This is a genomic window from Anaeromyxobacter dehalogenans 2CP-1 (assembly GCF_000022145.1).
Taxonomy (GTDB): Bacteria; Myxococcota; Myxococcia; order Myxococcales; family Anaeromyxobacteraceae; genus Anaeromyxobacter; species Anaeromyxobacter dehalogenans.
Map to the genome: position 1 here is coordinate 604,845 of NC_011891.1, position 12,905 is coordinate 617,749.

Consider the following 12,905-nt stretch of genomic DNA (forward strand, 5'->3'; position numbering starts at 1 on the left):
CGTGCGCGCCGACGCTACCGGAGGGCGGCCCCGCCCACAACTGCGCCGCGCCGGGGCGGGCCGCGGGCGTCGGGCCGTGTTACCTCCCAGGCCATGACGTCGCCCGCTCGCCCCCCGCTCCGGCTCGCCGTCGTCGGCCACGTCGAGCACGTCACCATCGGCCGCGTGGCGGCGGTGCCGCGCGCCGGCGAGATCGCGCACCTCGAGGCGCCGCGCTGGTTCCCGGGCGGCGGGGGCGGGGTCGCGTTCTGGCAGCTCGCCCGCTCGCCGGCCGAGGTGCTGCTGTACACCGCGCTCGGCGACGACGAGGCCGGCGCGCAGGTGGAGCGGGCGCTCGGCGCGGCCGGCGCGCGCGTGCGCGTGCACGCGGCGCGCCGCGCCGAGCCGCACACCCGCGACCTCGTCCTGCTCACGCCCGACGGCGAGCGGACCATCGTGGTGGTCGGCGAGCCGCTCCACCCGCGCGCCGACGACCCGCTGCCCTGGGGCGCGCTGGCCGGCTGCGACGCCGCGTACTTCACCGCGCAGGATCCCGCCGCGCTCCGCGCCGCCCGCGCGGCGCGCCTGCTGGTGGTCACCGCCCGCCGCCGCGAGGCGTTGGCCCGGTCCGGCGTGGCGGCCGACGTGGTGGTGGGGAGCCGCCTCGACGCGCGCGAGGTGAGCGCGCGCGCCGACTACCCGATGCCGCCGGCCGCGCTGGTGCTCACCGAGGGCGCGGCCGGTGGCATCATCGAGACCGCCGCCGGGGTGGAGCGCTTCCCGGCGCCGCCCTCGCCCGAGGCCGTCGGCGGCGCCTACGGCGCGGGCGACAGCTTCGCCGGCGCGCTCGTGTTCTTCCTCGCGGCCGGGCTGCCGCTCCGCGACGCCTGCGCGGCGGCGGGCCGTCACGGGGCGGCGGTGCTGCGCGCGGTGGACCCGCGCGACGGCCAGCTCCCGCTGGAGGCGCCGTGAGCGGCGCACGGCGGCTGCGACCGCTCGTCCTGTTCGCGCCGGGCGCGGGCGCGCCGTCCACCTCGGCGTGGATGGAGCGCTGGGCCGGACACCTCTCCGCCCTCGGCGAGGTGGGCCGCTTCGACTACCCCTACCGGCTCGCCGGCCGCCGCTCCCCGGACCGGCTGCCGGTGCTGCTCGAGGCGCACCGGGCCGCGCTCCGGACGCTGCGCGGGCGCTCGCGCCGACCGGTGGTGCTGGCGGGGAAGTCGATGGGCTCGCGCGTCGGCTGCCACCTCGCGCTCGAGGAGGAGGTCGCGGCCCTGGTGTGCCTCGGCTACCCGCTGCGCGGCGCCTCGGGCGCGCTGCGCGACGAGGTGCTGCTGGCGCTCCGCGCGCCCGTCCTGTTCGTGCAGGGGACCCGCGATCCGCTCTGCCCGCTCGACGCGCTCGAGGGCGTCCGCCGGCGCATGCGCGCGCCGAGCGCGCTGCACGTGGTGGAGGACGGGAACCACTCGCTCGAGGCGGGCGTGCGCGCGCTCCGGGCCCGCGGCACTACGCAGGCGGAGGTCGAGGCCCGCGCCCTGGAGGCGGTGCGCGCCTTCCTGGCCGACGCCGTCCGCTGAACGAGGGCGCTGTACCGGCCCGTACGCGCGGGCGTACCATCCGGTACACCGGGGGGCGCTCCGGGCGGCGCAACCCCGCGAGATCCGGTGCGGCACGCGGGTTGCTCTGGGATCAGGTCGAGCCGCATGTCGCGGCGCAGTGAGGACACCATGAAGCGATGGATCATCGGAGCCGCAGCGGCGCTGCTCGCCTCCGGCGCCGCCCGCGCGCAGACCACCCCGACCACCGACTCGGTCCAGCAGCAGGATCACGATCGCCTGCACGACGGCACCGGCACCGGCGACCAGCTCCGCCAGCACGACCGCCTCCACGACGGCAGCGGGATCGGCGACCAGGTCCGGCAGATGGCGAAGGACCCGGCGCACCAGGCCGATCCCACCGCCATGGGCGACCAGGTCCGTGAGATGGCGCAGGATCGCGACCGGCTGCACGACGGAACGGGCACGGGCACCGGCGACCAGACCCGCGCGCGGATGCATGACCAGGCGCGCGCCCAGATGCACGAGGCGATGATGCAGCACGCGCCGGTGGGCGCCGCCCACCCCGAGCTGCCCGGCCAGGCGATGCAGGGCATGGCCCAGCGCAGCGCGGCCGAGGCGCGCGAGGCGCAGGCCACCCGCGCGGCCGAGCGGCACGCGCTCCGGCACCAGGCGGGCCAGGCCGCGACGCAGCGGCCGGAGGGTGCGCAGGGGCACCACGGCACCGGCCACGGGGAGGGCATGAACGGCGCGGGCGAGTGCGGCGAGGCCGCTGGCGCGCACCACCTGATGGAAATGCACGGCGGCACCATGGGCGGTCACGGCGGGACCGGCGGCATGGACGGCGGGTCCGGCACCGGCGGCGGCATGGGCGACCACGGCGGGATGCGCTGAGCGGTGCGGCCGTGAGCACGCACGCCCTGATCCTCCTCGGAGTCGCGCTCGCGGCCGGCGCGGACGCCGGCGAGCACCTGCTCGCCGGCGCACGCCATTTCCGCGAGGGGCGCTACACCGAGGCGCTGGTGGAGTTCCGGGTCGCCGAGCGGATGGGCGATCCGGACGCGCGGCCGTACGCCGGCGCGACGCTGGTCAAGCTGGGCCGTCCCGAGGAGGCGCTCGAGGCGTTCGGGACGGGCGCGGCCGCGGGCGGCGACGCGCTCATCGCCTACTACCAGGCGCTCGCGTGCTACGACGCGCGCCTGTACCTCTGCGCCGACGCGCTGCTCGCGGGCGTCGGGGAGCGCTCCGGGCCGCGGGTCGCCGCCGAGGCGGCGCGGCTCCGCGCCGACATCGCCCGGACGCTGCGCGCGGAGCCCTCCACCGCCGCGGTGGACTTCTACCTGGCGCGGTGCCAGGCGCTCGGCGGCGAGCGGCGCCCCGCCGCCGCGGCCGCGTTCTGCCGCGAGGCCGCGGGGCTCTCCGCCCGGCGGCGCGACGGCTACCGCCGCGACGACGCGCGCAAGCTGCTCGCCGGGCTCACCGCCCGCGCCGAGGCGGCGGAGGCACGCCCGTGATCGCCGCCCTCCTGCTCGCCGCGGCCGCCGCGGCCACCTCGCCCTGCGCGCCGGTCGCCGCGGCCGCTGCGCCGGACGCGTCCGCCGCCGCCGAGTACCGCGCCGTGGCGGAGGCGGGCGCTCGGCGCCGGTGACCGCGGCACCGCCGCCGCCGCGTTCCGGGCGGCGGCCGAGCGCGACCCCGCCGACGCGCGCTCGCGCGCCGCGCTCGCGAAGCTGTGCGCGGCGGGGCCGGCCGGCCCGGATCCGTTCGAGGAGGGGCTGCGGCTGCTCGACGCCGGCGAGACGCGCCAGGCCGCCGACGCGTTCGCCGCGGCGCGCGCCGCCGGGGCAGGGGAGTCCGCCGCGCTGCTGGAGGGCATCTGCCGGTACGATCTGGGCGAGGACGACGCGGCGCGGCCGCTGCTCCGCGAGGCGGAGCGGGTGCCGGCGCACCGCGAGCTGGCCCGGCTCTACCTCGGCCTCGTCGCGCTCCGCGCGGGCCAGGGCGCCGAGGCGGCCTCGCTGTTCGACGCCGCCACCGCCAACCCGGCCCTGGCGCGCATGGCCACCGACCTGTCGCGCCTCGCCAGCCGCGACGGCCGGCTGGTGCTGTCGGCCTGGGCCGAGAGCGGCTGGGACTCCAACGTGACGCTGGCGTCGCCCGGCTCCGCGGGCAGCGGCGACGCGGACGGCATCTGGGCCGTCGGCGCGACCGGGCTGTGGCGGCCGCGCGGCGCGGTGGGCCCATACCTCCGGGCCGGCGGCGCCGCGCACGAGCAGTTCCAGCTCGGCGCCTACGACCTCGCCGCGCTCGACGGCGCGGCCGGCTGGCAGGCGCGCGCCGGCGCGGCCTCGCTGCTCGCCGAGTACGCCTACGGCTACCGCACGCTGGCGGGCGATCGCTACCTCTCCGCGCACCGGCTGCTCGCGTCGGCCGGCCTGCCGCTCGGCCGGGCGGTGCTCTCCGGGACCGCGTTCGTGCGCCTCGAGTCGTACTCGGGCGCGTACGATCCGTTCTCCGGCGTGCTCACCCGCGGCGAGGTGAAGCTGGCCTTCCCGGTCGGCCTGGCCTGGCTCGGCCTCGCCTACGGCGCCGGCCGCGACGCGGCCGACGTCGGCTACCTGTCCTGGGTGGAGCACGGTCCCCGCGCCGAGCTGCGCCTGCCGCTCGGCGCGCGCGCCCGCCTCGCCGGCGAGGTCGGCGCCTCCTTCCGCACGTACGACGCGGCGGACCCGGTGCTGCTCGACACGCGGCGCGACACCTACCTCGACGCGGCGCTGCTCGGCGAGCTCGACCTGGGCCGCCGGCTCACCGCGCGCCTGGGCCTGCAGGCCCGCCGCGCGCTCTCCAGCATCCCGTCGCTCGAGTACGACAAGCTCGTGCCCACCGTCGGCTTGCAGTGGACGGCGGGGTATTGATGGGCCGCGCGCTCGCGCCGCTGCTCGCCGGCCTGCTCGGACTGGCCGGCGCGCTCGGCGCGACGCTCGCGCTCCACCGCGCCGCCTCCGCGGCGCTGGATCGCGTGCTCGAGGAGCGGCTCGCCGGCGCGGGCGCCACCGCCGCCGAGCTGCTCGGGCGGGCCGGCGCGGATCCGGCCGCGCTCCGCGCGGTGATGGCCGCGAACGGGCTGGAGGGGGCGTACCTCGTCGATCGCGACCTCCGCGTGCTGGCCGACGCCACCGGCGCGGCCGGCGGGCGCGCCGATCTGCTCCGGGCGGACCCGGCGCGGGTGGCGCGCGCGCTGCGCGGCGAGCCCTCGGTGGCGTTCGCCTACGCGGTCGGGGACCTCCCGGTCGCGACCGGCTACTTCCCGGTGCGCGGGCCGGACGGCGCGCCGGTGGCCGCGCTGGCGCTCGAGGCGGGGCAGGGCTTCGCGGCCGCGCGCGCCGGGCTGCGGCGGGCGCTGTGGACGGGGGTGGCGCTCTCGGCGCTGGCCGCGCTGGCGCTGGCGCTCGGGGCGGCCGGCTTCGCGCGGGCGGAGCGGCGCTCGGCGCGGGCCGCGGCGCGGGCCGCCCGCGGCGAGGCGCTCGCGACGATGGCCGCCATGGTCGCGCACGAGATCCGCAACCCGCTCGGCGTCATCCGCGGCGCGGCCGAGCTGGTCCGCGCGCGCTCCGGGGCCGCGCTCGCGCCGCGCGACCAGGAGGCGCTCGCCGACGTGCTCGGCGAGGTGGAGCGGCTGCGCCGCCTCACCGAGGACTTCCTGGACCTGGCGCGCGACCCGGCCATCGCCGCCGAGCCGGCCGACCTCGCCGAGCTCGCCGCGGAGGCGGCGCGCGCGCTGGGCCGCGCCCACCCGTCGGTCGAGGTGGCGCTCTCGGTGCCGCCGCTCCGGGTGCGCGCCGACGCGGCGCGGGTGCGCCAGGTGCTCGCGAACCTGCTCGAGAACGCGGCGCTGGCCGGGGCGCGCCGGGTCGCGGTCACCGCCGGCCCGGCCGGCCCGATGGCGCGGCTGGAGGTGCGCGACGACGGGCCGGGCGTGGACGCGGCGGTGCGCGCACGCCTGTTCGAGCCGTTCGCGAGCGGCCGCGCCCGCGGCGCCGGCCTGGGGCTCGCCATCTCCCGGCGCATCGCCGAGCGGCACGGCGGCGCGCTCGAGCTCGCCGACCCGGGCCCGCCCGGCGCGGCGTTCGCGCTCACCCTGCCGCTCGAGCCCGGATAGGATCGCCGCATGTCCCGCGTGCTGGTGGTGGACGACGAGCCCAAGCTCGGCCGCTTCGTGCAGGAGATGCTGGAGCTGGACGGGCACGAGGTGGTGCGCGCCGGCGGCGGGGTCGAGGCGCTGGCGCGGCTCGGCGAGGGGGCGTTCGACGTGGTCGTGACCGACCTGCGCATGCCGCAGGTGGACGGCCTCGCGGTGCTCCGCGCGGCGCGCGCGCGCACCCCGCCGCCCGAGGTGGTGATGATGACCGCGCACGGCTCGGCCGAGAGCGCGGTCGAGGCCATGAAGGCGGGCGCGGCCGACTACGTGACGAAGCCGTTCCCGATGGACGAGCTGCGGCTCCGGGTGCGCCGGCTCGCCGAGCAGCGCGCCGCCGCGGCCCGGAGCGCCGGGCTGGTGGCGCGCCTCGCCCCGGACCTGGTGGCGGAGAGCGCGGGCATGCGCGCGGCGGTGGCGGCCGCCGAGCAGGTGGCGGCCACCGACGCGACCGTGCTCCTGCTCGGCGAGAGCGGCACCGGGAAGAGCCAGCTCGCGCGGCTCGTCCACTGGCGGAGCCGGCGCGCGGCCGGGCCGCTGGTGGAGGTGCACTGCGCGGCGCTGCCCGACACGCTGCTCGAGGGCGAGCTGTTCGGCCACGAGCGCGGCGCGTTCACCGGCGCGGCGCAGCGCCGCCCCGGCCACCTGGCAGCCGCCGACGGGGGCACGCTGTTCCTCGACGAGATCGGCGAGATCCCGCCGTCCACCCAGGTGAAGCTGCTCCGGTTCCTGCAGGACCGCAGCTTCGTGCCGCTCGGCGCGACCGCGCCGCGGACGGTGGACGCGCGGGTGGTGGCGGCGACGAACCGCGACCTCGCCGCGGCGGTCGGCGCGGGCGCGTTCCGCGAGGACCTCTACTACCGGCTCGACGTCTTCGCGATCCGCGTGCCGCCGCTCCGCGAGCGGCGCGAGGACGTGCTGCCCATCGCCGAGCGCCACCTGGCCGGCCACGGCGTGCCCCCCGAGCGGCTCGGCCCGGACGCGCGTGCGCGGCTGCTGGAGCGCCCCTGGCCGGGGAACGTCCGCGAGCTGGAGAACGCGCTCGAGCGCGCGCTCATCCTGGCGGGCGAGGGCGAGATCCGCGCCGAGCACGTCGCGCCCGGCGCGGCGCCGCGGGCCGCCGGGCGCGCCGCCGAGCTGCTGGTGGAGGGCTTCGGCCTGGACGCGTTCGAGCGCGAGGTGATCGAGGCCGCGCTCGCGCGCGCCGGCGGGAACAAGACCCGCGCCGCGAGGCTGCTCGGGGTGACCCGGCGCCGCCTGTACTCGCTGCTCGCGAGCCACGGGCTCGCGGTGGAGGGCGAGTAGGGGCCCTTCGACTCCGCCCCGCTCACCCCGACCCTTCGACTCCGGCGAGCCTGCGGCTCGCTCGCTCATCCCGAGCGTAGCGCGGCCCCTGGGGCCGCGCGGAGTCGAGGGACGCTCAGGGTGAGCGGGTGCCGCGGCGTCGAGGGAGCGCTACCCGCCGCTCGCGGCCGCCGGCTTGGCGCCGAGCAGCGTGGCGAGGTCGCCGGGGTAGACCTTGCCCCCGTACACGTAGCTCGGGGTCCCGCGCACGCCGGCCTGGATGGCGCTCTCGATGTCGTCGGCGAGGCGCTTCTCGGTCTCGGGCGAGGAGAGGCAGGCCTCGAAGCGCGGCAGGTCGAGCCCGATCCGCCGGGCCAGCTCCCGCACCGGCGCCTTCTCCGCCTGGTTGCGGAACAAGGCGTCGTCCATCTGCTCGAACCGGCCCTGCGCCTCGGCGCAGATGGCCGCGCGGGCGAGATCGCAGGCGCCCACGTGGAAGGGCCGGATGAGCTTCGGGTTGCAGGTGTCGTCGAGCGGGAAGTGGCGCCGCACCACCTTCACGTCGGGCCGGGACGCCAGGATGGGCTTGTTGGCCTCGTGGCTCCTGGCGCAGAACGGGCACTCGTAGTCGCTGTACTCGTACAGCACGATCGAGCCGGGCGGGCCCAGGCTCGCGGCCGGCGCGGCGGCGGGCGCGCCCGCCGGGGCGGGTGGCGGACCGGCGTAGCGGGCCAGCAGCCCGCCCGAGGCGGCCAGGAGCGCGAGCGCGGCCGTCGCCGACGCGAGCGGGCGCGCGCGCAGCGTGGCCACGTCGGACCGGAGCGCGGCCGCGGGGCCGCCGGCGCGCCGCGCCAGGGCGAACGAGCAGCCGGCGAGCGCGAACGACACCAGCCACGAGCCCGCGCACACGATGCACAGCGAGCCGATCACCAGCTCGGAGATCGCCGCCAGGAACACGGCCCCGGCCGCCATGAACGCCGACGCGGCGAACAGGAGCCCGGCCGGCCATCCGGCGTCCCCGCGCGGCCGCCGGAGCGCCGAGAGCGCGAGCGCGGCGACGACCAGGTACGCCAGGAGGCCCCACGCCGCGAGGGGCACCCCGAGCAGCGACGACCAGGCGCTCAGGGCGACCTTGTCGCAGTTCACGCGCTCGGAGATGGCGCAGAAGCTGGACGCGCCGCCGGCGTGGGCGCGGCCGTGGAGCAGGGTCAGCTCGGCGGCGAGGCCGGCGCCGGCCAGCGCCAGGACGAGGATGGCGAGCGCGAGCGCGCGCGAGCGGGCGGGGAGCCCCCCGCGATCGGGCTGCTTGCCCCTGGAGGTGTCGGGAACGTGGGATGCGGGCACGGGGGGATGGTAACCGGAAGTCGCCCGGGCGTCCTGCCTCGCGATGCCCCCCGCCGTCAGGCGGGGGACTCGAGCGGAAGGCGGAGCGAGAACCGGGCCCCCTTGCCGCTCGCGCTCTCGACCGCGATGTCGCCGCCGTGCGCGTTCAGGATCTGCCGCGCGGTCCACAGGCCGACGCCGAGCCCGGGGTAGTGCGCCACCGGCGCGGCGCGCTCGAACCGCTCGAACACGCGCGACTGGTCCTCCGGCGCGATGCCCGGCCCCCGGTCCTCGATGACGACCAGCGCGCGGCGGTCGTCGCGGCTGGCGGTGACCTCGATCGGCGAGCGCCCGCCGTACTTCACCGCGTTCCCGAGCACCGCGGCGATCGCATCGGCCACCCGGCGGCGGTCCCACCGGCCGGGGATCGGCCCGGGGGCGTGCACGCTCAGCGCGGTCCCCTTGCGCCGGACGTCCGGCTCGAAGCGCGCCGCCACCTCCTGCACCAGCTCGGACAGGTCGAACGGGGCCGGCTCGAGCTGCAGGGCGCCGCGCGACATCTCGGCGAGGTCGAGGAGCCCGCTCACGAGCTCGCCCAGCCGCGCCACGTGGCGCTGGAGCTGGTGGAGCCGCTCCACCTGCTGCCCGGTGACCGGCTGCCCCTCGTGCGTCTGCCGGGCGAGCGACTGCGCCACGAGCTGCACGCAGGTGAGCGGGGTGCGCAGCTCGTGCGACGCGACCGCCAGGAAGTCGTCGCGCGACCGCACCGCCTCGCGGGCCTCGGCCAGGTTCCGCCGCGCCTCCTCCCCGCGCCGGCGCTCGGTCAGGTCGCGCGTGATCTTCGCGAACCCGCGGAGCGCGCCGTCCGGGCCGCGGAGCGCGGTGACCACCACGCTCGCGAAGAACCGCGTGCCGTCGCGGCGCACCCGCCAGCCCTCGTCCTCGCTGGAGCCCTGCTCGGCCGCCTCGCGCAGCTCCGCGGCCGGCTTGCCCCGGCGCACGTCCTCGGGCGTGAAGAACACCGCGAAGTGCCGCCCCACGATCTCGTGCGCCGGGTAGCCCTTGATCCGCTCCGCGCCCGGGTTCCACGAGAGCACGTGGCCCGACGGATCCAGCATGAAGATCGCGTACTCCTTCACGCTGTCCACCAGCAGGCGGAGGAGCTGCTCCTGCTCCTGCAGGTGTCCCGGGCCGGCCGGGTGCGGGCGGTGATCGCTGGGGTCGCTCATCGTCTCGAGGCACGAGGTGCACCGCGCCAGCGCGAACGCTCGCGCGCACCCGACGGGGGGAATCTTGCCTCGGCGCGCGGCTGGCGCCGCGGCAGTTCGACGCCCGCCCCAACAGGTCCCGCGGCGTGGGACGCGCGGCGACGTGCGGACGCCCGGCCGGTCCCCCGCGTCGCGATCGCACGACCCGTCCGGCGAAACGCCGCGCCCGATCCGTGGCGCGAACCGGGGCCCCGCGCGCGGGCTACACTCCCGCTCATGGCGGGGACCGAGGGATCGCCGGTGGTGATCGTCGGGGCCGGCGTGGCCGGGCTCTCCTGCGCGAGGGCGCTCGCGGAGGGCGGCCGGCGCGCGCTGGTGCTGGACCGGGCGCACGGTGTGGGCGGCCGCTGCGCCACGCGCGCGCTGGAAGGCCAGCCGGTGGACTACGGCGCGGTGTTCCTGCACGGGCGCGACCCGGCGTTCCTGGCCGCGCTCGACGCGGTGCCCGCGACGCGGCTCGACTGGCCCGCCGACGTGCACGGCAGCGGCCCGCCGTGCCAGCCGGAGGCGTTCTCGCCGGGTGAAGTCCGCCGCGCGTTCGCCGAGGGCGTGAACGCGTTCCCGCGCCACCTGGCGGAGGGGCTGGAGCTGCGCCTGCAGCGCAAGGTGGTCGGGCTCGTGCCCGGCGACGGCACCGTGGCGCTCCGGCTCGACGACGGCTCGTTCCTGGAGGCCGAGACCGCGGTGCTGGCGCTCGCCGCGGAGCAGGCCGACGAGCTGCTCGCCACCGTGCTGCCGGCGCCGCCCGCCGTGGCCGCCGCCCGGGCGCTGCTCGCGACCGCCTCGAGCCACTGCGCGCTCGCGCTGCTCGCCGTGTACGGGCCCGCCGCGCCGCGCCCGCCCTGGCACGTGAGCTACCCGGAGACCTCGCGCATCGTCCAGCTCGTCTCGCACGAGTCGAGCAAGCGCCCCGGCTCGCCGCTGCTCGTGCTCACCTACCAGGCCCACCCGGCCTGGTCGCGCCAGCACCTCGACGATCCGGACTGGCCGCGCCGCGTGCTCGACGAGGCGGCGCGCCTCCTCGGCCCGTGGGCCGCGGACCCGCGCACCGCGCACCCGCACCGCTGGCGCTGGGCCCGCACCGATCTCGCCGCGGAGCTGGCGCGGCCGCTGCTGCTGGCGCTGCCGGGCGGCGCGCGGCTGGGCGTGGCGGGCGATCGCTTCGCCCCGGGCGGCGGCATCGAGGCGGCGTGGCGCTCGGGCCGCGCGCTGGCGGGACGGGTCCTCGCGGGGGAGGGGGCATGACCGGCGGCGGCGACGCGCTGGCGCAGCTCGTGCTGCGCGATCGGGATCACGAGTGCGAGGGCTTCGGGCCGGGCCGCGTCTGCGTCCGCGTCGTCGCGGTGGCGCGCCTCCCGACGCGCGCCGGCCCGTTCCGGATCGTCGCGTTCTGGAACAACCGCGACGCAAAGGAGCACGTGGCGCTGGTGCACGGCGACGTGGTGGGCGCGGCGGACGTGCCGGTGCGCCTCCACTCGGAGTGCCTGACCGGCGACGTGATGGGCTCGCTCCGCTGCGACTGCCGCGACCAGCTCACCGAGGGGCTCGCCGCGATCCAGCGCGAGGGGCGCGGGGTGCTGCTGTACCTGCGGCAGGAGGGGCGCGGGATCGGCCTCATCAACAAGATCCGCGCGTACGCGCTGCAGGAGCAGGGGCTCGACACGGTCGAGGCGAACCTCGCGCTCGGCTTCCGCGACGACGAGCGCGACTACGCCGTGGCGGCCCACATGATCCACGGCCTGGAGCTCCGCTCCATCCGCCTCATCACCAACAACCCGGAGAAGATCCGGCAGCTCACCGCGTACCGGGTCGACGTGAGCGGGCGCATCCCGCACGTGATCCCGCCGGGCGAGCACAACCGCTTCTACCTGGAGACGAAGGCGCGGCGGTCCGGGCACCTGATCGACCTCGCGGCGCTCGAGCCGCGCTCCGAGCAGGCCGACCCGGTGGTGGTCGCGCCGGCGCCCGGCACGCCCGGCGGGGAGTGATCGTCCGGTCCCGTGGCGGCCGACCGCTCCGCCCCGGCACGCGGCCCGCGGGAGGCGGGCGCCGCGCGGGGCGCACGCCGGCGGGTCGCTCGCCGGGGCGTGGCTGCTTACATCGACGGGATGCGTCCCGCCCGCCCGGCCCTCGCGCCGCTCCTGCTGCTGCTCGCCTGCGGCGCCGCCTCCGCCCGACGGCCGGCCCCCGGCTGCACGATGGTGGAGGAGGGCTTCGGCCCGGCGGGCGCGATCCCGATCCGCGTCGAGCGGGTGGCGAGCGGCCTGGAGGTGCCGTGGGGGCTCGCCTTCCTCCCCGGCGGCGACGTGCTGGTGACCGAGCGGCCCGGGCGCGTGCGCCTCATCCGCCACGGTCAGCTCCAGCCGGAGCCGGTGGCCACGGTCGCGATCGCGCCCGGCGGGGAGGGCGGGCTGCTCGGCATCGCGGCCGATCCGCGCTTCGCCGAGAACCGGCGCTTCTACCTGTACGCCACGGTCGAGGCGGGCGGCGCGCCGGTGAACCAGGTGTCGCGCTGGACGCTCTCGGCGGACGGCCGCGCGGCGACGCGCGAGAAGGTGCTCCTCGACGGCATCCCCGCGGCCCGGTACCACGACGGCGGGCGCATCCGCTTCGGGCCCGACGGCATGCTGTACGTCGGCACCGGCGACGGCGGCCACCCCGATCGCGCCCGCGACCCGGCGAGCCCGAGCGGCAAGCTCCTGCGCGTCACGCCCGACGGCGCGCCCGCGCCCGGCAACCCGCGGCCGGACAGCCCGGTGCTCCTCTCCGGCGTCCGCAACCTGGAGGCGTTCGACTGGCTCGACGCCGGCACGCTGATCCTGGCGGACCACGGGCCGAGCGGGGAGCGCTCGCGCACCGGCCAGGACGAGGTGACGGTGGCGCGCGCGGGGGACGACCTGGGCTGGCCGGCGGTGTCCGGGTGCGACGCCGAGCCGGGCACGGTCGCGCCGATCCTCTCGTTCCGCAGGGCCGCGCCGCCGGGCGGCGGGAGCGTGTACCGCGGGTCGGCGGTGCCGCAGTGGAGGGGGAGCTTCCTGTTCGGGACGCTCGGCTCGCGCCACCTGCACCGGGTGGTGCTGGACGGGCGCGGCGGGCTGCGCGCGCACGAGGTCTACCTCGCCGGCGATCCGCCCTCGGGGCTGGGCCGCGTCCGCGAGGTCGTGGAGGGCCCGGACGGCGCGCTCTGGGTCACCACCAGCAACTGCGACGGCCGGGGGACCTGCCCGGCGGAGCGGGACCTGGTGGTGCGGCTGGTGGGCGGTTGATCTTCTCGGCGCGCGCGGCTACATCAGAGGGACC

The 12,905-nt window shown here is 78.5% G+C and carries 13 protein-coding genes; 11 read left to right on the top strand and 2 right to left on the bottom strand.

Going from position 1 to position 12,905, the window contains the following annotated elements; all coding sequences use genetic code 11:
• Nucleotides 1–93: 93 nt before the first annotated feature.
• The 8 genes from A2CP1_RS02620 (at nt 94) to A2CP1_RS02650 (ending at nt 7,035) form a co-directional block, all read left to right on the top strand.
• On the top strand, nt 94–951 hold the full coding sequence (locus tag A2CP1_RS02620) for a PfkB family carbohydrate kinase (protein WP_012631931.1): 858 nt from the start codon (nt 94–96) through the stop codon (nt 949–951).
• Complete coding sequence (locus A2CP1_RS02625) at nt 948–1,556, top strand: alpha/beta hydrolase family protein (protein WP_012631932.1); 609 nt, start codon at nt 948–950, stop codon at nt 1,554–1,556. The genes A2CP1_RS02620 and A2CP1_RS02625 overlap by 4 nt, the downstream gene beginning before the upstream one ends.
• 150 nt (nt 1,557–1,706) lie before the next feature.
• Nucleotides 1,707–2,429, top strand: coding sequence for a hypothetical protein (locus A2CP1_RS02630; protein ID WP_012631933.1), 723 nt, complete (start codon nt 1,707–1,709; stop codon nt 2,427–2,429).
• Between the two features lie 11 nt (nt 2,430–2,440).
• Nucleotides 2,441–3,049, top strand: coding sequence for a hypothetical protein (locus A2CP1_RS02635; RefSeq protein WP_012631934.1), 609 nt, complete (start codon nt 2,441–2,443; stop codon nt 3,047–3,049).
• The gene (locus A2CP1_RS23665; RefSeq protein WP_012631935.1) at nt 3,046–3,183 is read left to right on the top strand and encodes a hypothetical protein; all 138 of its coding nucleotides are present in this window, start codon (nt 3,046–3,048) and stop codon (nt 3,181–3,183) included. The genes A2CP1_RS02635 and A2CP1_RS23665 overlap by 4 nt, the downstream gene beginning before the upstream one ends.
• Before the next feature lie 289 nt (nt 3,184–3,472).
• Nucleotides 3,473–4,450, top strand: a complete 978-nt coding sequence (locus tag A2CP1_RS02640) for a hypothetical protein (protein WP_012631936.1) — start codon at nt 3,473–3,475, stop codon at nt 4,448–4,450.
• Nucleotides 4,450–5,694: a sensor histidine kinase gene (locus A2CP1_RS02645; RefSeq protein ID WP_012631937.1), complete on the top strand. Its 1,245-nt coding sequence runs from the start codon at nt 4,450–4,452 to the stop codon at nt 5,692–5,694. The genes A2CP1_RS02640 and A2CP1_RS02645 overlap by 1 nt, the downstream gene beginning before the upstream one ends.
• A gap of 9 nt (nt 5,695–5,703) precedes the next feature.
• Nucleotides 5,704–7,035 carry a sigma-54-dependent transcriptional regulator gene (locus A2CP1_RS02650; RefSeq protein WP_012631938.1) on the top strand — a complete coding sequence of 444 codons (1,332 nt, stop codon included), beginning with the start codon at nt 5,704–5,706 and terminating at the stop codon, nt 7,033–7,035.
• Nucleotides 7,036–7,185: 150 nt separating this feature from the next.
• Here the strand turns inward: A2CP1_RS02650 and A2CP1_RS02655 are convergent, their stop codons facing one another.
• Together A2CP1_RS02655 and A2CP1_RS02660 are read right to left on the bottom strand one after the other, a co-directional pair.
• Nucleotides 7,186–8,358, bottom strand: a complete 1,173-nt coding sequence (locus A2CP1_RS02655) for a vitamin K epoxide reductase/DsbA family protein (RefSeq protein ID WP_012631939.1) — start codon at nt 8,356–8,358, stop codon at nt 7,186–7,188.
• A gap of 56 nt (nt 8,359–8,414) precedes the next feature.
• Nucleotides 8,415–9,566, bottom strand: coding sequence for a PAS domain-containing sensor histidine kinase (locus A2CP1_RS02660; protein WP_012631940.1), 1,152 nt, complete (start codon nt 9,564–9,566; stop codon nt 8,415–8,417).
• A gap of 255 nt (nt 9,567–9,821) precedes the next feature.
• On the opposite strand from A2CP1_RS02660, the gene A2CP1_RS02665 reads away from it, so the two are divergent.
• The 3 genes from A2CP1_RS02665 to A2CP1_RS02675 all read left to right on the top strand — a co-directional run bounded on the left by A2CP1_RS02665 (nt 9,822) and on the right by A2CP1_RS02675 (nt 12,871).
• Nucleotides 9,822–10,850 carry an NAD(P)/FAD-dependent oxidoreductase gene (locus A2CP1_RS02665; protein WP_012631941.1) on the top strand — a complete coding sequence of 343 codons (1,029 nt, stop codon included), beginning with the start codon at nt 9,822–9,824 and terminating at the stop codon, nt 10,848–10,850.
• Nucleotides 10,847–11,593, top strand: a complete 747-nt coding sequence (gene ribA, locus A2CP1_RS02670) for a GTP cyclohydrolase II (protein ID WP_012631942.1) — start codon at nt 10,847–10,849, stop codon at nt 11,591–11,593. Before A2CP1_RS02665 ends, ribA begins: the two co-directional genes overlap by 4 nt.
• Before the next feature lie 120 nt (nt 11,594–11,713).
• The gene (locus tag A2CP1_RS02675) at nt 11,714–12,871 is read left to right on the top strand and encodes a PQQ-dependent sugar dehydrogenase (RefSeq protein WP_012631943.1); all 1,158 of its coding nucleotides are present in this window, start codon (nt 11,714–11,716) and stop codon (nt 12,869–12,871) included.
• Nucleotides 12,872–12,905: the final 34 nt, after the last annotated feature.